Below are 17975 nucleotides of genomic sequence, written 5' to 3' on the forward strand. Positions count from 1 at the left end.
GCCGCCGTCGTACATTCCGCGCGACGCGACAAAAGACGACAGCCTCCACGCGGGACGCTGCCGTCTTCTGCCGGTGCCGGGAGCTAGTGCTCCGAGACGCTGTTGGTCTTGATGGGGACTTCATTGCCGTCGGCGTCGATCAGCTTGCCGTTCTCGAAACGGTCGCCTTCGTTGAGGCACTTGATGTCCTCATTGGTGATGATCCGCTCCGTCCCGGCCACGAACACCGACTGGTTGTCCGTGTTGCCGGCCTTGAAGTGGTTGAACAGGATGTTCAGGATGATGGCCATGACTGCCGCCGAGCTGATGCCCGAGTGGAAGATCGTGGAGAACCAGGTGGGGAACTGGTCGTAGAACTTCGGCGCAGCAATGGGGATCATGCCGAAGCCGATCGAAGCCGCAACGATGATCAGGTTCATGTTGTTCTTGTACTCGACCTTGGCGAGGGTGCGGATACCGCTGGCGGCAACCGTTCCAAAGAGTACGACGCCGGCGCCGCCCAGGACGGGCGTCGGAACCGCTGCGACAACCCGGCCAAGGATCGGCAGGAGGCCCAGGATCACCAGGATGAGGCCGCCGGCGCTGACGACGAAGCGGCTCTTGATGCCCGTGATGGCCACCAGGCCGACGTTCTGGGCGAAGGCGCTCTGGGTGAAGGAGTTGAACAGCGGGGAGATGGCGCTGGAGAGCATGTCGGCGCGCAGGCCGTTGCCGATCCGGCGGGAATCGACCTTGGTGTCAACGATCTCGCCCACTGCGATGATGTCCGCGGACGTTTCGGTCAGGGTCACCAGGATGACGATCAGCATAGAGATGATCGCGGCGATTTCAAACGTGGGAGCACCGAAAGCGAACGGGGTGGGGAAAGCAACGATGTCGCCCTGGCCAACCTTGGAGAAGTCCGCCATGCCGGAAACGGTGGCGATGATGGTGCCGATGACCATGGCCAGCAGGATGGACAGGCGGGAGATAGCGGCGTTGCCCACCTTGCTGAGGAGCAACACGACGCCCATGGTTGCAGCCGCGAGGCCAATGTTTGCCATGCTGCCGTAGTTGTCTGCCTTGGCGTTGCCGCCCATGGCCCAGTTCGCGGCCACCGGCATGAGAGTCAAACCGATGGTGGTGATCACCGTGCCGGTAACTACCGGCGGGAAGAACTTGATGATCTTCGAAAACAGGGGCGTGATGGCAAGGCCTATCAGCGAGGCCACGATGACCGACCCGAAGACTGCCTGGATCCCGCCGCCGCCTTGGACAATCGCCACCATGGTGGAGACGCCGGCGAAAGAGACGCCCTGGACCAAGGGAAGCTGCGAACCGAACCACGGAATGCCGACGGTCTGGAGGATGGTGGCAAGGCCGCCCACAAAGAGGCAGGCGGCGATCAGGAGGCCGATGTCCTGGGAGGACATGCCGGCTGCGGCACCAATGATCAGCGGCGGTGCGATGATGCCGCCGTACATGGTGAGTACGTGCTGGAAGCCGTACGCGAACGTGCTTCCGATGGGCAGCCGCTGGTCCTCGGGACGCTGCGACTTGTGCGCGGTGGGATTCGCGGAGCGGGATTTCTTCTTGATGTTCATGGCAGACTCTCTGGGTTCATGGCAGACGTCTTCGTCTGGCTAACTGTGTCTGGCTAACAAAATCTGGGGTTTCCTAGGGTCGGGTTTGTGTACAGGTGCTGCCGGTATGGAGGGGTGCCTCAAGGGCAGGACCTGTACACAAACTCCGGATTGGTTCGGCTTTGTTGCCGTGGTCGGCCTGGAGCCGTGGTTCGGCTTAGTTGCCGTGGTCGGCTTCGTGCCGTGCCCGGTGCGGGCCGGTGGGTTTAGCAGAAGCCGGCGATGCCCATCCAGGCGAGCGGTGCGGCGGTGGTGTTGTCGCGCTGGACGGTTGCTTCGATGAGGCCGTACGGGCGGTCGGCGGCGAAGAAGACCTCGTTGGGGTTGTCCTGTCCGAACGGGCTCAGATCAACCAGGAAGTGGTGCTTGTTCGGCATGGAGAACTTGATCTCGTCAACCTCGCTGTGTGCTTCGAGGACCTTCTTGCCCATGTCGAAGAGGGTCTGCTGCAGCGCGTGCGAGTAGTTCTCGGTGAAGCCTTCCAGGAGGAGGGCCTTGATGTCCTCGTAGCTCTTGTTGAAGTCGGTTGCACCGGCGTCGAGGTTGGTGTTGTAGCGCCAGCGGGCCGATACATCCGTTGCGAGGATGCGGTCCGTGGTTTCGGGGAGGGTGGTGTACTTGTCGCGCGGGTAGCCGACGAAGCCGGACTGCGTGGTCTTCAGGACGGTCAGGTCCTTGAGGCCGGAAATGATGTGCGTGGTTGCGCCATCACGGACGACGACGGCGGTACGCACCTCTTGTCCGTTGCGGACAAAGCTGTGGTCGTGTCCCTGGCCGTGGGCCTGGATGCGCTCCCATGCGTAGGACTCAGCTTCCCAGCGGCCACCCGTAACCCAGGAGAACTCGCCGGTGAAGTGGTCGGCAAGACGCAGCAGGAACGCTTCCGGAGAGCCGACGCCGTCACGGGCGAAGGCGTACACGGTGTTCTTCTGGGTGTCGGTTGCCACCACATGGCCGTTGTCGCCTTCGAGGTGGGCTGCCTGGAAATCACCGCGGAGCTGCGAGGTGACGTTCAGGTCTTCGATCTGGTGGCGGTCGGTATCCCGGGTGACCTTGACGACGCGGACTTCTGCTTTGCCGTACTGGTTTTCGCCGAGGACGATGTTGTTGCTCATGGTCATATCCCAACTTCTGTGAGGTGGAACGTACGTTCCATCAATGAAATTAAGTGAGTGTTTCCACTCCGTTTCCGGTGGAGCCGACCCAACAAAAAAGAGCCGGCATCCATGGATGCCAGCTCATTACGACCCTGCCTGCTGCTCTCAGGTTACGTGACCTACGCCACGAACTCATTCGAGAGTAGCCCATGGTTTGCCCGCTGTACATGGGTTCCGGGGGATCGTTGTGAATCTTCCGAATGTGACCGGAGCAACTTTCCGTGATCACTGGAGGGGTCTTGACGGGCGTTCTTTGTATTCCCTAGACTTTCCACATATCAATAAAAAGTTTCCAAATTACGGAAACCTTGGATGCTGAAAGAGGAGGATCAGATGGACTCGAAGGATACGGGCAAGGTCGTAGAATTTCCGGCACCGGGTCAGGAGCTGTACCTGCCCTTCGGCGCCACGGATCCGGATTTCTACATTCCGGCCGACTGTGACCGCAAGAGCGGCGGGTTCTCCCGTTGGCTCAGGGCGCTCCCTGTCTTCGGCCGGCAGCGTCCCTGATTTTCTCCGTCCTCAGCGAGCACGGTTACCTTTCCTCGCCAGCATGGACAGGGCCCTGCCGCTGCGGGGAATTGTCAGGGGTGGACTCTGCGCAACAGAGCCAACGGAGCGGGCGGTACCTGGGGAGGTGCCGCCCGCTTTGTCATGCCCGCCCCACCCCCGCCCGGGCTCCCTCCCGTTCCCAGCCCGCCCCCCTCGCCCGTTTCGACGACTCGCTGCGTATTAGACGACTCCTGCCGTCTAATACGCAGGTAGTCGTCGAAGCCGGGATTTCCACATAGGGCACGTTGAGCCTTCGCTGCTGGAGCGGACTCAAAGACGCTTGTGGAATGACTGGAAAGAAGCAGCGGGAGCTCCCTGCGGGCATGAACCTATGGCGGACCAATGAGCTGGAAAGTGCAGGTTTCAGCGCCCGAACTATTGCTGCCCTGGTCCGGTCCGGTGAGCTGGTCAGGCTCAGGCGCGGTTGCTATATCCGGGGAAGCACTTGGGTGGCGCAAACGCGGGTTGTCAGAAGCCGTCAACTGATTGCTGCGCATGCCCATGGGACACTCGCGACGTCGGAGGGCAGGATGGTTTACAGCCACACCTCCGCTGCACGCCTGCATCGGCTCTTTCTCTGGAATGTTGACGATCGAGTGCACATCACCCAGGCCAAGACGCCGTCCCGGGTTTCACACGGCAGGGACGTTGTGCCGCACACTGGGAGCCTCAAGGCGGATGAGTTGGTCACCGTTGATGGACTTCCCTGTACATCTCTGGAGCGCACGGTTGTGGATTGCTGCCTGATGTTGAGCTACGGGCAAGCCCTGATCATCATGGACCATGCTCTTCGTTTAGGCGCAAGCACGGGCAAACTGTGGGAGATGTGCCGCTCATTGGCAGGACGAAAGGGTGTGCTGACTCTGCGGCGGGCGCTTGAGAATGCTGACGCTAAATCTGAGTCGCCCGGTGAAACCTTGACCCGGGACATCCTGCAAAGGCTCGGCATCGAAACGCCTGAGCTGCAGGTTGCGGTGGCTACCTCCGAAGGGCTGTATCGGATAGACCTCGCGTGGAGAAAGAAGATGGTTGCCCTGGAATTCGACGGCAAGATTAAGTACTTCGACTATGCGCCAACCGACGAGGTCATATATAGGGAGAGGCAAAGGGAGAAGGCCCTGATGGAGCAAGGCTGGCTGTTCATCCGCATCCAGTGGAGGGACTTGTTCAACGAGCAGGCCCTGAAGATGCGGGTACTCAAGGCCCTTGGTATCACCGGTTAGACGACTCGCTGCGTGTTAGACGGTAGGAACCGTCTAACACGCAGCGAGTCGTCGAAACGGGCGTCGGGCCCGCCCGAAACACGCAGCCGGACCTACCCCGCGATCAGCTTCCGGGCCGCGGCCGAGTGCTCCGCGATGAGCCCGGCCACATCCAGCTCGGGAATCGCGCCGTCAACTACCCGCCAGGACCCACCCACCATCACCCGGTCAGCCCGGTCCGCGCCGCAGAGCAATAAAGCAGCAACAGGATCGTGGCTCCCGGAGAAGCGCAGGGAATCGAGCTTGAACATGGCGAGGTCGGCCTGCATTCCCGGAGCCAACTGCCCGATGTCCGAGCGGCCAAGAACGGCGGCGGATCCTCGGGTCGCCCAGCCGAGCGCGCGGGACACGGGGACCGAGGCGCCGTATCGGAGCCGCTGCAGGTACAGGGCCTGGCGCGCCTCGAGGATCATGTTCGACGCATCGTTGGAGGCAGAACCGTCAACCCCCAGGCCCACTGGAACCCCGGCCGCCTCAAGTTCCAGCACCCGTGCGGTGCCGGACGCCAGCCGCATGTTCGACGTCGGGCAATGCGCGACGGCGGTTCCGGCGGCTCCCAGCCGGGCGATCTCCTCGTCGTTGAAATGGATGCCGTGTCCCAGCCAGGTCCGTGATCCGAGCCAACCGACGGATTCCAGGTAATCAACGGTCCGGAGGCCGAACATGGAGCGGCAGAAGTCCTCCTCGTCGATGGTTTCGGCGAGGTGCGTGTGCAGCCGGACGTCGTACTGTTCGGCCATGACTGCGGACTCGGCCATGATTTCCTTGGTCACGGAGAAGGGCGAGCAAGGGGCTAGGGCGATCTGCACGGATGCCCCGGCGCCGGTCTGGTGATACTCACGGATGAGTCGTTCGCTGTCCGCAAGGATCGCCTCCGGTGACTGGACGGTGGTTTGGGGCGGCAGGCCGCCGTCGTCCTCTCCCAAGGTCATGGACCCGCGGGTCAAGGTGGCCCGCATGCCCATGGACCGCACCGCGGAGACTTCAATGTCAATCGCATCTTCCATGCCGTCCGGGAAGAGGTAGTGGTGGTCGGCGGCGGTGGTGCAGCCGGACAATAGCAGTTCGGCAAGTGCTACCTGCACGGCGAGTTCCAGGCTTCGCGGGGTGAGCCGTGCCCAGACGGGGTAGAGGTTTTGCAGCCACGGGAAAAGGGGTGCGTTGGCCACTGGTCCCCAGGCGCGGGTGAGCGTTTGGTAGAAGTGGTGGTGCGTGTTGATCAGGCCCGGCAGGACCACGTGCGCGGAGGCGTCGAACTCGGTGCATGGAACCGAGGGACGGCCTCCGGCGGGCACTAGTTCCACGATGGTGCCGGAATCGGAAACCACCAATCCGTTGCCGGCGTCGAGGTCGTTGGCGGTGAAGATTCCGAGTGGGTTTTTGATCCACAGCATGAAGGGTTCCTTGTCTGGTCGGCGTCTCTGCGTTCCAGCTCAGTTAGGCCCTGTCTGCTGATCCAGGTTCCGGGCGTTACGTCAGCTCCGGTCCCGCCAGAGTAAGATTTCCGACGGCGGCAGTCAACGTCCGTGGGAGCGTCGCCGGTCATATCCGGCGCCAACCGCCATCAAGCAGTCAATTTCACAAGACGAAAAACTTTTTTCAAAAAACGTATGGCGCGGCTCACAGCGTGGGTGTTACGCTCTATCTGCCAAAGGCGGGCACCCGGATCCCGGGAAGCTATCTACCAGGCGCAACTTAACCTTCATCGCACATGCTGAAGCCTGGTAACCAAGCACTGGAGCTCTCCTTTCCGGCGCGCCCCCCGACAGGTCACCCGGCTTCCCAGCACTAAGGAAGTCGCAACATGAGTACAACCGTCACGGCCGAACAATTCCTGGCCACATCCATTGAGCTGGCAACGGCCAATGTCCTCAACAGTGGAGGCCCTTTCGGCGCCGTCATTGTTACCGCGGACGGACAAGCCTTCCATGGCGTCAACCGCGTGACCGCCTCGAACGATCCCACCGCCCACGCAGAAGTAACGGCCATCCGCAACGCCTGCAGCGAATTGGGAACCTTCGACCTGAGCGGAGCAACCCTCTACACCAGCTGCGAGCCGTGCCCCATGTGCCTGGCATCCGCACTCTGGGCCCGCATTGACCGCGTGTTCTTCGCGGCCGATCGCCATGACGCCGCATCCGTCGGCTTCGATGATGCGGTCTTCTACGAGTACTTCGAGAATGACAACCGGGACGAGCTGATGCCGGTATCCAAGCTGGAACTGGGCGACCCCCAGGCTCCGGCGGTCCTCCAGCCGTTCACCACATGGAACACCCTCGATTCCAGGATTGACTACTAGGGCCCGGTGGCTGACATGGAAATCCTGGATACCGCAGACATGCAAAATACCGCTGAAAAGCAGACCGCCGCTGAGAAGCAGGCTGCGCTCCTCCCCAACGGGGACAAGGGCGCAGGGCACGCAGCGGCACACGCAACCACCGCACCCGGAGCAGGCAACGGCAAGAAGCCGCCGAACTTCCTGGACAAGTTCTTCGAGATCTCCAAGCGCGGATCCACGCTCGCCCGGGAGTTCCGCGGCGGCCTGGTCACCTTCTTCACCATGGCGTACATCGTCATCCTCAACCCCCTCATCCTGGGCGGCTTCACCGCCGACAACGCTCCCACGGATGTTGCCGGCGGCTGGCTGTCGGCAGCGCAAGTAGGTGCTGTCACTGGCCTCACGGCCGGTGTCATGACCATCATCTTCGGCCTCGTGGCCAACCTGCCCTTCGGTCTCGCAGCGGGCCTTGGCATCAACTCCTTCCTGGCCGTCGCGGTCATCCAGGAGGTGACGTGGCCCGAAGCCATGGGCCTGGTGGTCATCAACGGCGTCCTGATTGTCCTCTTCGGCGCCACGGGCGCACGGACGGCGATCTTCAAGGCAGTACCCAAGGAACTCAAGGCCGCCATCACCGTTGGCATCGGCCTGTTCATCGCCTTCATCGGCTTCGTCGACTCCGGCTTTGTCCGTCCCACCAAGGGCGGCCCGCCGGTCCAGCTCGGCAACGATGGATCCATCACGTCCATCCCCACCCTCGTTTTCATCGTCGGACTGCTGGTCATGGGGATCCTCGTGGCACGCAAGATCCAGGGCGGCCTGCTGATCGGCATCGTCGCAACAACCGTCCTCGCCGCTGTTGCCGAGGCCGTGTTCCGGATCGGTCCCGGCAGCGCTGACAACCCCGGCGGCTGGCACCTCAACACCCCGGTGCTCTCCGGCCAGCTGGTGTCCGTCCCGGACCTGAGCCTCGTGGGCCAGTTCGATCTCTTCGGTTCGTTCGCACGGATCGGCGGCCTGGCTGCCACGATGCTGGTCTTCACCCTGGTGTTCACCAACTTCTTCGACGCCATGGGAACCATGACCGGCCTGGCCAAGAGCGCCGGCGTGGCACACAAGGACGGAACGTTCCCCAAGCTGAAGTCCGCCTTCATTGTTGAAGGCATGGGCGCAGTGGTGGGCGGCGCAACGTCCGGTTCGTCCAACACGGTCTACATCGACTCCGCAGCGGGCATCGGCGAAGGCGCCCGCACCGGCCTGGCTTCCGTGGTCACCGGCGCGTTGTTCCTGGGATCGATGTTCTTCACCCCGCTCACCTCGGTGGTTCCGCTGGAAGTTGCAGCTGCTGCCCTGGTGGTTGTGGGCGCGATGATGATGGCCCAGATCCGGGAAATCAAGTTCACCAAGTTCGCCATTGCACTCCCGGCGTTCCTGACAATCGTCACCATGCCCCTGACCTACTCGATCGCCAACGGCATCGGCGTCGGATTCATCTCCTTCGCAGTGGTCAACGCGGCGTCCGGCAAAGCCAAGAAAGTGCATCCGCTCATGTGGGTGGTCACGGCCGGCTTCGTCATCTACTTCGCCCGCGGCCCGATCAACGCGCTGATGGGCATCTGACCGGGGCGGCAAACCCCGTGCCGGCGGGCAAACCGGCACCCGAAACGGCGTTGAATCCGCTCCCGCCGCACGAATAGGCGTCAGCCGTCCTCCCTTATGAGGGAAGGTCCCTTCCACAGCAGGGCACCTGATTAAGGGACGACGGCGGGCGGCGGCCGGGAGTCGATGCTCCGCCATGGAGCGCGCAGCTCCATTGAGTGGGGCAGGGAGATGAAGCCCTGCCCCACTCCACCAAAACCATTGAACTTAGTCAGCGCGACTACCCTCAGCCACCATCCCGAATGAGAATTGAGGCAAGATCGCGCACTGCCCCGGCCGGGCCACCCTGCCGGGACACCTGGAAAAGGACGTGTAGCCATGCTGGATCTGATGCCTTCACTGGGCAGCTGGCGGCCGGCGGTCTCCGGCCAACGGTGCGCTGTGGCAACGATTGTTGGAACCGGCGGCTCGGTTCCGCGGCCCTTGGGGACGTCCATGATGGTCTCGGAAACCGGCGAGATCCTGGGCAGCCTGTCCGGCGGATGCGTGGAAGGGGCCGTGGTTGAAGCGGCGTTGGAAGCAATGCGCGACGGCGGCCCGCGCCTTGAGTCGTTCGGCTACAGTGCCGAGGACGCTTTCGCGGTGGGGCTTACCTGTGGAGGGGAACTGGAAGTCCATATCCAACCCCTTGCGGACGGGCTCTCATCGCTGGCGGACGAATCCACTGCAGCCCGCAACGGCCAGGCCCCAAGCCCCTTGGCACTCATCCGCAGGCTGGACGGCGCAGGGGGAGTCGTCGTCGTGCATGATCCTGTGCGCTTCCGCGCGATGGAGTCCACTGAACTCGCCAAGCTGGTGGGGGACCACCCCGCAACGCTCTTCGCAGCGGCTGCCCAGGCGGAGCCACTGCTTCAAGGCGGCCGCGCCGGTTTGGTGCGGCTGGCCCCGCCCGAGGGTTGCATCGACGGTTGGGTCACGCTGGACCGCTGGGAGGCTCCCCGCGATGAACCGGAACCCCAACCCATCACGCTGTTTGTCGAAAGCCGTCTGCCGGCGGCCCGCATGCTGGTGTTCGGAGCCAACGACTTTGGTGCCGCGCTGCTGCCGGCCGGGCAACTCCTGGGCTACGAGGTCACCTTGTGCGACGCACGCCCCGCCTTCGCCCAGCAAAGCCGCTTCGCCGGGGCGGACCAGGTGATCACGGAATGGCCCCACCGCTACCTGGAGAACGAAGCAGAAGCCGGACGCATCGACGCCCGCACCGTGGTCTGCATCCTGACCCACGACCCCAAATTTGATCTTCCCCTGCTGGAAACAGCGCTCAGCCTGAACCTCGCCTACGTGGGGGCCATGGGGTCGCGGCGGAGCCACCGGCAACGTATTGATGCGCTGCTGGAGAGGGGCACGCCCGCCGGGACCCTGGAACGGCTGCATTCGCCCATCGGGCTGGAGTTGGGCGCCGTCACGCCTGCCGAGGTGGCCATATCCATCACTGCTGAAATCGTCGCATCGCAGGGAAGCCTGCACGGGGTTGGAGCTTTCCGCTCCCTCAAAGACACTTCCGGTCCAATTCATGCCGGGACCGGCACCAAAGACTCTCTGACCGAGGAGGACTCATGGACATGAACACCATAGAGGCCGTGGTACCCACCACGGATCCGGCCCAGTGGCGGGAAGGGGATGCCTGGCTGGCCGGTGGGACGGTCCTCTTCTCCTACGGAAGCACCGTCCTGCAGCGGCTCCTCGACCTCGGCAATGCCGGCTGGCCCGCCATCACCGTCACCGATGAAGGCATTGAACTCGCCGCCACCTGCACGGTGGCTGAACTGTACGCCTTGCCGGAGTCGGAGCAAGCGGCCCACCGCGAATGGCCCGGCCTGGCCCTGGTGCGTCCCAGCTGCGACTCGTTCGTGGCGTCCTTCAAGATCTGGAACATGTCCACCGTGGGCGGCAACCTCTGCACCTCCCTGCCCGCCGGTCCCATGATCTCGCTGTGCGCCGGCGTGGACGGCATGGCCACTATCCTCAGCCCTGACGGCACCAGCCGCAACGTTCCAGTTGCCGATTTCGTTACGGGGGAGATGGAGAACGTCCTGGCCCCGGGTGAGCTGCTGCGGAGCATCCACCTTCCTGCCGAGGCGCTCTCCGCGCGGGTGGCGTTCCGTCGTCTTTCCCTGAGCAACCTCGGCCGTTCCGGTGTGCTGCTGATCGGCCGGCTGGATCCCGTCTTTGGCCTCGTCATCACCGTCACGGCGTCCACCAAGCGGCCCGTGCAGCTGCGGTTCCCCGCCGATCAGGTTCCCGACGCCGCGGCCCTGGCTGCCGCCGTCGAGCATTCCATCCCCCTCGACCTTTACCACGACGACATCCACGGGCTCCCCGCATGGCGGCGTGACATGACCTTCCGGCTCGCCGAGGAAATCCGGGCCGAGTTGCTGGACGAATCCATGGCCGTGTCCGGCGACTTCTGGCCCCCGCACGCCACCTCGCCGCAGCCGTCCACGCAACCCGAAACGTCAGGCACCCAGAAGGAGGCCTCCCATGGCAATTGAGATCAACGGCGCTGCCTCGCAGGCCACAACCCGCCCCGGCCAGTGCCTCCGCACCTTCCTCCGCGAGCAAGGCAACTTCGGCGTCAAGAAGGGTTGCGACGGCGGTGACTGCGGGGCCTGCACCGTCCACGTCGACGGCACGCCCGTCCACAGTTGCATCTACCCGGCCGTCCGCGCCGAAGGAAAAGCCGTCACCACCATCGAGGGCCTCGCCACGGTCGACGGACTTCACCCCGTGCAGGAACAGTTCCTTGAGGCGCAAGGCTTCCAGTGCGGCTTCTGCACCGCCGGGATGATGATGACCGCTGCAACGTTCGACGACGAACAGCGCGCCAACCTGCCGCGGAACCTCAAGGGCAACCTCTGCCGGTGCACCGGGTACCGCTCCATTGCGGACGCGGTCTGCGGCCACGGTCCGGACGGGCACGGTCCAGACGCGCACGACGCCGGAGCTGACGTTTCCGGCGCACAGTCACCCGCCGCCGTCGAACCCAAGAGCGGTCAGCTGGGCGACAACGTGCCCGCACCCGCCGGCCCGGCCGTGGTCACCGGAACCGCGAGGTATGCCCTTGATGTTCCAGCGGACCAGCTGCCCGGCCTGCTCCATCTCAAGCTGGTCCGTTCACCGCACCCGCACGCACGGATCGTGTCCATCAACAAGGCGCCTGCGCTCGCCGTGCCGGGGGTCGTGGCCGTTTTCACTCATGAAGACGCCCCGCAGCAACTCTTCTCCACCGCCCAGCACGAGCACTACACGGACGATCCCGACGACACCCGCGTCCTGGATAACGTGGTGCGCTTCATCGGGCAGCGGGTTGCCGCCGTCGTAGCGGAATCGGTGGGCGCAGCCGAGGCAGGTGCCCGTGCGCTGGAAGTCGAATACGAGCTCCTGGACGCGGTGTTCACGCCCCAGGAAGCCATCCTTCCCGGTGCTCCCGTCATCCATGGTGACAAAGATGCGGTGGCTACGCGGATCGCCCGGCCCCTGGACAACGTAGTGGCTGAAGTCCACGCGGAGCTCGGCAGCGTGGAGGAGGGCTTTGCCGCCGCTGACTTCGTCCATGAGCACACCTACCGGACGCAGCGTGTGCAGCACGTTGCCATGGAAACGCATTCGGCCATCGCGTGGGTTGACGACGACGGCCGGCTGATGGTCCGCTCCTCCAGCCAGGTTCCGTTCCTGGTGAAGCGCACCTTGGTCCGGCTGTTCGATCTTCCGGAGGAGGCGGTCCGCGTGGTGGCAGGACGCGTCGGCGGCGGTTTCGGGGGCAAGCAGGAAGTGCTCACTGAGGACCTCGTGGCACTTGCGGCGCTGGCCCTCAAACGCCCGGTGCAGTTGGAATTCACCCGGACCGAGCAGTTCATGGCCACCACCACCCGGCACCCCTTCACCATCAAGCTCAAGGCGGGAGCCAACCGCGACGGTTACCTCACGGCCTTGCAACTGGATGTCATCACCAACACCGGCGCCTACGGAAACCACGCTCCGGGGGTCATGTTCCACGGCTGCGGCGAATCCCTGGCCGTGTACAAGTGCGTCAACAAGAAGGTCGATGCGCAGGCGGTGTATACCAACACGGTTCCTGCAGGTGCCTTCCGCGGCTATGGCCTCAGCCAGATGATCTTCGCGATCGAGTCCGCCATTGACGAGCTTGCGGTCGGAATCGGCATGGACCCGCTGGAGTTCCGGCTCAAGAACATGGTCAGGCCCGGCGACCACATGCTCTCCACCACCCCCGAACCCGAAGAAGATGTGCATTACGGCAGCTACGGCCTGGACCAATGCGTGTCACTTGTCCGGGACGCCCTTGATCGTGGCAAGGAACGTTACCGCGCCGCGGGCCTGGATGACCTCGGCCCGGAATGGGTCACCGGCGAAGGCGCGGCATTGTCCATGATCGACACCGTCCCGCCGCGCGGCCACTTCGCCCACACCCGGGTGAGCCTCGAAGCGGACGGCAGGTTCGCCGTCGACGTCGGAACTGCGGAATTCGGGAACGGCACCACAACCGTGCATGCGCAGCTTGCCGCCACCGCGTTGGGGACCTCCGCCTACGCCATTCAGGTGCGGCAGTCGGACACGGACTTGGTGGAGCACGACACCGGCGCCTTCGGTTCGGCAGGGACAGTGGTGGCCGGGAAGGCGACCCTCGCGGCCGCGCTCGAGCTCGCCACCCGGATCCAAACCGTCGCCGCATCGCTCACCGGCGCGCCGTTGGCGGATTGCCGCCTCGTGGACGGAGCCGTGGAGTGCGGCGACCGTTCGGTGCCGATGAAGGAAATATACGACGCCGCCCGCCTCCAAGGCGTCCGCCTCGCCACCGACGGCAACTGGGGAGGCACGCCGCGTTCGGTTGCCTTCAACGTCCACGGATTCAGGGTTGCCGTGAACACCGGAACGGGAGAGCTGCGGATCCTGCAGAGCGTCCAGGCTGCCGACGCCGGCGTCGTGGTCAACCCACGCCAGTGCCGGGGGCAGATCGAGGGCGGCATTGCGCAGGCCTTGGGTGCCACGCTGTATGAGGAGGTCAAAGTTGACGACTCCGGGCACGTGACCACGGACATCCTGCGGCAGTACCACATCCCGTCCTTCGCGGACGTGCCCCGGAGCGAGGTCTACTTCGCCAAGACCAATGACTCCACGGGGCCGCTCGGCGCCAAGTCCATGAGCGAGAGTCCGTTCAACCCCGTGGCACCGGCGTTGGCCAACGCGATCCGGAACGCGACCGGGGTGCGCTTCGGCGAACTCCCCATCGCGCGGGACAAGATCTACCTCGCCCTCCGCGACCGCACCCTGGTCCCCAACTAACCAACCCCACAAGGCCCCGCCCAACCCCACCCAACTAGGTCGCAGTAGCGCGCGTCTAGACCCGTCTAAACGCGCACTACTGCGACCCAGTTGGGTTAAAACGGGGGAGCGGGTGCGGGTCAAAGCGGGTGCGGATCAGGCTTCGAGCAGGTGCAGCTGGTCCTTGGTGTCCAGGTCCTCGCCGGAGCAGAGGTCGCTGCAATCCACCAGGTCCACCAAGCCCGGATGCGCCTTGAGGAAGGACCGCGCCCCCGTGTCACCTTTCGCCGCTTCCGCGGCTTGCTCGCGGAGCCCGACGTCGATGATCAGCGGGTGCCGACGCTTCAGGTGGCCCGCATCATCGGGGTAGGCCGCCGCAGTGATCCGGCCGGGACGGTGGGCGCCCAGTAACCTGCTGACCGCCGTCGGGGTCAGTCCGGGCTGGTCTACCAGAGCCACCAGGATGCTGTTGTTGGGGTTGGCGGCCTCGATGCCGGTGCGGAACGAGCCCGCCATACCCTTGGCCCAATCCGCGTTTTCCACCACGGTGTAGCGATCCAGGTCGGTGTTCTTCTGGATGTTGGCCGCCTCGGCACCGAGCACCACCACCACCTCGCGGCAGCCGCCGTCGTACAGGGTTTCGGCCAGCACTTCCACCAGGGTGCGCCCCCGGAAGGGGAGCAGTGCTTTGGGGCCGCGGCCCAGACGGGTGCCTGCCCCGGCCGCCAACAGGACGCCGGTGATCTGTGATGAGCCGGAGTGAGTCATATCCTCACCATACGCGCGGCATTCGACGCGGTCTCTAGGTCCATGGAGCCTTTTGAGGGTTATCTACCGGAATCGGTTGAAAAACTACTGCCGGGTAGGGCTTTTGGCGCCTTCGCGGGCCTATTAGGGTCTGAAGGGAATTGTTCAAATCAGCTCTGATGCAATGACGCGTGGAGGACAAACAAAGATGGCGGGCAGTTTCGAAATTCTCAAGGCCGGACCCAGCACCTTCCGGTTCCGGCTCACGGCCGACGACGGCACGGTTGTGGCAGTGTCGCCACAGTTTCCCAACCTGAAGGCGGTTGTAGCCGGGATCAATGCAGTCCGCGAAAATGCGGCCACCGGGTTTGTGGTGGACCGGCGCAGCTTGCGAACGTAGGTCCTGTTGGAACAAAAAGCGGCGGCAGTGTTCATGAAGAACACTGCCGCCGCTTTTGTTGATGCAGGGTTTAGGCGTCGCCGCCTGCGCCTCCGGTGGTGCCGGCGTTGACGTCGAGCAGTTTGTAGCGGTCAATCGCGTACGACGGCGCGCCCTCCTCGACCTCGCCCCTCGCCGCCAGCATCTGCAGGGTTTTGGTGACGATGGAGTGGGTGTCGTTTTTGAAGTAGCGGCGGGCGGCTTGGCGGGTGTCGGAGAAGCCGAAGCCGTCTGCTCCGAGGGAGGCGAAGTCGTTGGGGATGTATTGGCGGATTTGGTCGGGGATGGCTTTCATGTAGTCGGACACGGCGATGACGGGTCCGTTGTGGCCGTGGAGTTGTTCGGTGATGAAGGGGGTGGGTGCTTCCTGGCCGGGGTTGAGGAAGGCGTGTTCTTCGGCGGCGAGTCCGTCGCGTCGGAGTTCGTTCCAGGAGGTTACTGACCAGACGGCCGCGGCGACGCCCCAGTCCTCGTTGAGGATGCGGGCGGCTTCCAGGGCCCAGGGCACGGAGACGCCGGAGGCGAGGATTTGTGCGGTGGGCCGGTTCGGGTCCCCTTCGGGTGCGGGGGCGAGTTGGTAGATGCCTTTGAGGAGTCCGTTGATGTCCAGGTCGGCGGGTTCGGCCGGTTGGGTGATGGGCTCGTTGTAGACGGTGAGGTAGTACATGACGTTTTGATCTGACGCAGTTCTTATTCCTTGCGCGTCAGCGTCGCCGTACATTTGTTCGAGTCCGTGGCGGATGATGTGGCCGATTTCGTAGCCGTAGGCGGGGTCGAAGGTGCGCACGGCGGGGTTGGTGGAGGCGAGCAGGGGGGAGTGTCCGTCGGCGTGTTGGAGTCCTTCGCCGGTGAGGGTGGTTCGTCCTGCGGTGGCGCCGATGATGAAGCCGCGGGTCATTTGGTCTGCTGCGGCCCAGAAGGAGTCGCCGGTGCGTTGGAAGCCGAACATGGAGTAGAAGACGTAGATCGGGACCAGGGGTTCGCCGTGGGTGGCGTAGGAGGTTCCGGCGGCGGTGAATGCTGCGACGGCTCCGGCTTCGTTGATGCCGGGGTGGATCAGTTGTCCGGCGGGGGATTCTTTGTAGGCCAGGACGAGGTCGCGGTCCACGGAGAGGTAGTTCTGGCCTTTGGGGTTGTAGATTTTCGCGGTCGGGAAGAACGCGTCCATGCCGAAGGTGCGTGATTCGTCCGGGACGACCGGGACGAGGCGGTGGCCGAAGTTCTTATCGCGCATGAGGTCTTTGAGCAGGCGCACGAAGGCCATGGTGGTCGCGGCTTGTTGTTTCCCGGATCCGCGTTTGGCGATGTCGTAGGATTTGGCTTCGGGCAGGGTCACGGGGGTGTGGCCGGGGCGGCGTTCGGGCAGGAATCCGCCCAGTGCTTTGCGGCGTTCCATGAGGTACTGGATTTCCGGGGCGTCCATGCCGGGGTGGTAGTACGGGGGCCGGTAGAGGTCCGCGTCGAGTTGTTCATCGCTGATCGGGATGCGCAGGTGGTCACGGAAGGCTTTGAGGTCTTCCATGGTCAGTTTCTTCATTTGGTGGGTCGCGTTGCGGCCCTCGAAGTGCGGTCCCAGGCCGTAGCCCTTGACGGTTTTGGCCAGGATGACGGTGGGTTTGCCCTTGAACTCGGTCGCTGCCTTGTACGCGGCGTAGACCTTGCGGTAGTCATGGCCGCCGCGTTTGAGGTTCCAGATCTGTTCATCGCTCAGGTCCGCGACCATGTCCTTGGTCTGCGGGGTGCGGCCGAAGAAGTGTTCGCGGACGAACCCGCCGGATTCGGCCTTGTAGGTCTGGTAGTCCCCGTCGGCGGTTTCGTTCATGAGTTTGACCAGCGCACCGTCGTGGTCCGCTTCCAGGAGGGAGTCCCATTCCCGGCCCCAGACGACCTTGATCACGTTCCAGCCCGCGCCGCGGAAGAACGCTTCGAGTTCCTGCATGATCTTGCCGTTGCCGCGTACCGGCCCGTCCAGGCGCTGGAGGTTGCAGTTGATCACGAAGTTCAGGTTGTCCAGGTTCTCGTTCGCTGCCAGCTGCAGCAAACCCCGCGATTCGGGCTCGTCCATTTCACCGTCACCAAGGAACGCCCAGACCTGCTGGTCCGAGGTGTCCTTGATCCCGCGGTTATGCAGGTACCGGTTGGACTGGGCCTGGTAGATCGCGTTCATCGGGCCGATACCCATCGACACGGTCGGGAATTCCCAGAACCCCGGCATCAGGCGCGGGTGCGGGTAGGAAGACAGGGCATGGCCTTCCTTGGACTTCTCCTGCCGGAACCCGTCCAGATCCTCCTCGCTCAACCGCCCTTCCATGAACGCACGCGCGTACATGCCCGGGGACGCGTGGCCCTGGAAAAACACCTGGTCCCCGCCCGAAGGATGATCCTTGCCGCGGAAGAAGTGATTGAAACCCACCTCATACAACGTCGCCGCGCCCGCGTACGTGGAAATATGCCCGCCCACCCCGATATCGGAGCGCTGCGCCCGGTGAACCATCACCGCCGCGTTCCACCGCATATACGCCCGGTACCGGCGCTCGAACTCCTCATTACCCGGGAACTCGGCCTCCTGATCCACCGGAATCGTGTTCACGTAATCAGTAGTGGTCACCATCGGAACACCCACGCTCCGGGCACCGGCACGCTGGAGCAACGAACGCATAATGAACTGCGCACGCTCAGTACCCTGCTCAGCGATCAACGCATCAAGGGACTCAATCCACTCCGCAGTCTCTTCCGGATCACGATCAGGCAGCTGGGCAGTCAACCCGCTGAGGATGTGTGAGGTCTCTTCTCCTGCAGCCACGTCCAACCTCTCTTCATTGAATGTCTGGGCGCTTGCTCTGTGGGGGCGCTCAAGGAATTTCGTATTGTGAGAATAAAATTCTGCAATTCGAGATTACGCACGCGTGGTGGGTGGCGTCAACACGGATTGCTGGACCGATACAGTCAACTCCTCCGCCCCCGGCCAATCAACAGAAT

The 17975-nt window shown here is 63.8% G+C and carries 13 protein-coding genes; 8 read left to right on the plus strand and 5 right to left on the minus strand.

All coding sequences use genetic code 11. From position 1 onward, the window contains the following. Nucleotides 1-83: 83 nt before the first annotated feature. The gene (locus HMI59_RS03880; protein ID WP_193592866.1) at nucleotides 84-1583 is read right to left on the minus strand and encodes a nucleobase:cation symporter-2 family protein; all 1500 of its coding nucleotides are present in this window, start codon (nucleotides 1581-1583) and stop codon (nucleotides 84-86) included. 245 nt (nucleotides 1584-1828) lie between these two features. Beyond that, nucleotides 1829-2743 carry a factor-independent urate hydroxylase gene (gene pucL, locus HMI59_RS03885; RefSeq protein WP_193592868.1) on the minus strand — a complete coding sequence of 305 codons (915 nt, stop codon included), beginning with the start codon at nucleotides 2741-2743 and terminating at the stop codon, nucleotides 1829-1831. A gap of 369 nt (nucleotides 2744-3112) precedes the next feature. Here pucL and HMI59_RS03890 point away from each other — a divergent pair, with 369 nt between their 5' ends. Together HMI59_RS03890 and HMI59_RS03895 are read left to right on the plus strand one after the other, a co-directional pair. Then, a complete protein-coding gene (locus tag HMI59_RS03890; protein ID WP_164888665.1) occupies nucleotides 3113-3289 on the plus strand; it encodes a hypothetical protein in 177 nt (58 codons plus the stop codon). Between the two features lie 329 nt (nucleotides 3290-3618). Further along, nucleotides 3619-4554: a type IV toxin-antitoxin system AbiEi family antitoxin domain-containing protein gene (locus tag HMI59_RS03895; RefSeq protein ID WP_193592869.1), complete on the plus strand. Its 936-nt coding sequence runs from the start codon at nucleotides 3619-3621 to the stop codon at nucleotides 4552-4554. A gap of 92 nt (nucleotides 4555-4646) precedes the next feature. On the opposite strand, the gene HMI59_RS03900 is transcribed toward HMI59_RS03895, so the two are convergent. Next, the gene (locus tag HMI59_RS03900; protein WP_166186454.1) at nucleotides 4647-5987 is read right to left on the minus strand and encodes an 8-oxoguanine deaminase; all 1341 of its coding nucleotides are present in this window, start codon (nucleotides 5985-5987) and stop codon (nucleotides 4647-4649) included. A 410-nt stretch (nucleotides 5988-6397) separates the two neighbouring features. Here HMI59_RS03900 and HMI59_RS03905 point away from each other — a divergent pair, with 410 nt between their 5' ends. The 5 genes from HMI59_RS03905 to HMI59_RS03925 all read left to right on the plus strand — a co-directional run bounded on the left by HMI59_RS03905 (nucleotide 6398) and on the right by HMI59_RS03925 (nucleotide 13831). After that, nucleotides 6398-6892: a nucleoside deaminase gene (locus HMI59_RS03905; RefSeq protein WP_021473431.1), complete on the plus strand. Its 495-nt coding sequence runs from the start codon at nucleotides 6398-6400 to the stop codon at nucleotides 6890-6892. A gap of 6 nt (nucleotides 6893-6898) precedes the next feature. Continuing rightward, nucleotides 6899-8491, plus strand: coding sequence for an NCS2 family permease (locus HMI59_RS03910; protein ID WP_193592870.1), 1593 nt, complete (start codon nucleotides 6899-6901; stop codon nucleotides 8489-8491). 357 nt (nucleotides 8492-8848) lie between these two features. Continuing rightward, on the plus strand, nucleotides 8849-10096 hold the full coding sequence (locus HMI59_RS03915) for an XdhC family protein (RefSeq protein WP_193592872.1): 1248 nt from the start codon (nucleotides 8849-8851) through the stop codon (nucleotides 10094-10096). After that, nucleotides 10087-11022, plus strand: a complete 936-nt coding sequence (locus tag HMI59_RS03920; protein ID WP_193592873.1) for an FAD binding domain-containing protein — start codon at nucleotides 10087-10089, stop codon at nucleotides 11020-11022. The genes HMI59_RS03915 and HMI59_RS03920 overlap by 10 nt, the downstream gene beginning before the upstream one ends. After that, entirely contained in the window at nucleotides 11012-13831 is a 2820-nt protein-coding gene (locus HMI59_RS03925; RefSeq protein ID WP_193592874.1) for a molybdopterin-dependent oxidoreductase, read from the plus strand. Before HMI59_RS03920 ends, HMI59_RS03925 begins: the two co-directional genes overlap by 11 nt. 135 nt (nucleotides 13832-13966) lie before the next feature. Here the strand turns inward: HMI59_RS03925 and nboR are convergent, their stop codons facing one another. Then, the gene (nboR, locus tag HMI59_RS03930) at nucleotides 13967-14578 is read right to left on the minus strand and encodes a nicotine blue oxidoreductase (protein ID WP_193592875.1); all 612 of its coding nucleotides are present in this window, start codon (nucleotides 14576-14578) and stop codon (nucleotides 13967-13969) included. A 187-nt stretch (nucleotides 14579-14765) separates the two neighbouring features. On the opposite strand from nboR, the gene HMI59_RS03935 reads away from it, so the two are divergent. After that, nucleotides 14766-14957: a DUF1508 domain-containing protein gene (locus HMI59_RS03935; protein ID WP_021473425.1), complete on the plus strand. Its 192-nt coding sequence runs from the start codon at nucleotides 14766-14768 to the stop codon at nucleotides 14955-14957. Between the two features lie 70 nt (nucleotides 14958-15027). On the opposite strand, the gene aceE is transcribed toward HMI59_RS03935, so the two are convergent. Beyond that, nucleotides 15028-17799, minus strand: coding sequence for a pyruvate dehydrogenase (acetyl-transferring), homodimeric type (aceE, locus tag HMI59_RS03940; RefSeq protein ID WP_193592876.1), 2772 nt, complete (start codon nucleotides 17797-17799; stop codon nucleotides 15028-15030). Between the last annotated feature and the right edge of the window lie 176 nt (nucleotides 17800-17975).

This window comes from Paenarthrobacter sp. YJN-5 (assembly GCF_015040095.1).
GTDB classification, from domain to species: domain Bacteria; phylum Actinomycetota; class Actinomycetes; order Actinomycetales; family Micrococcaceae; genus Arthrobacter; species Arthrobacter ureafaciens.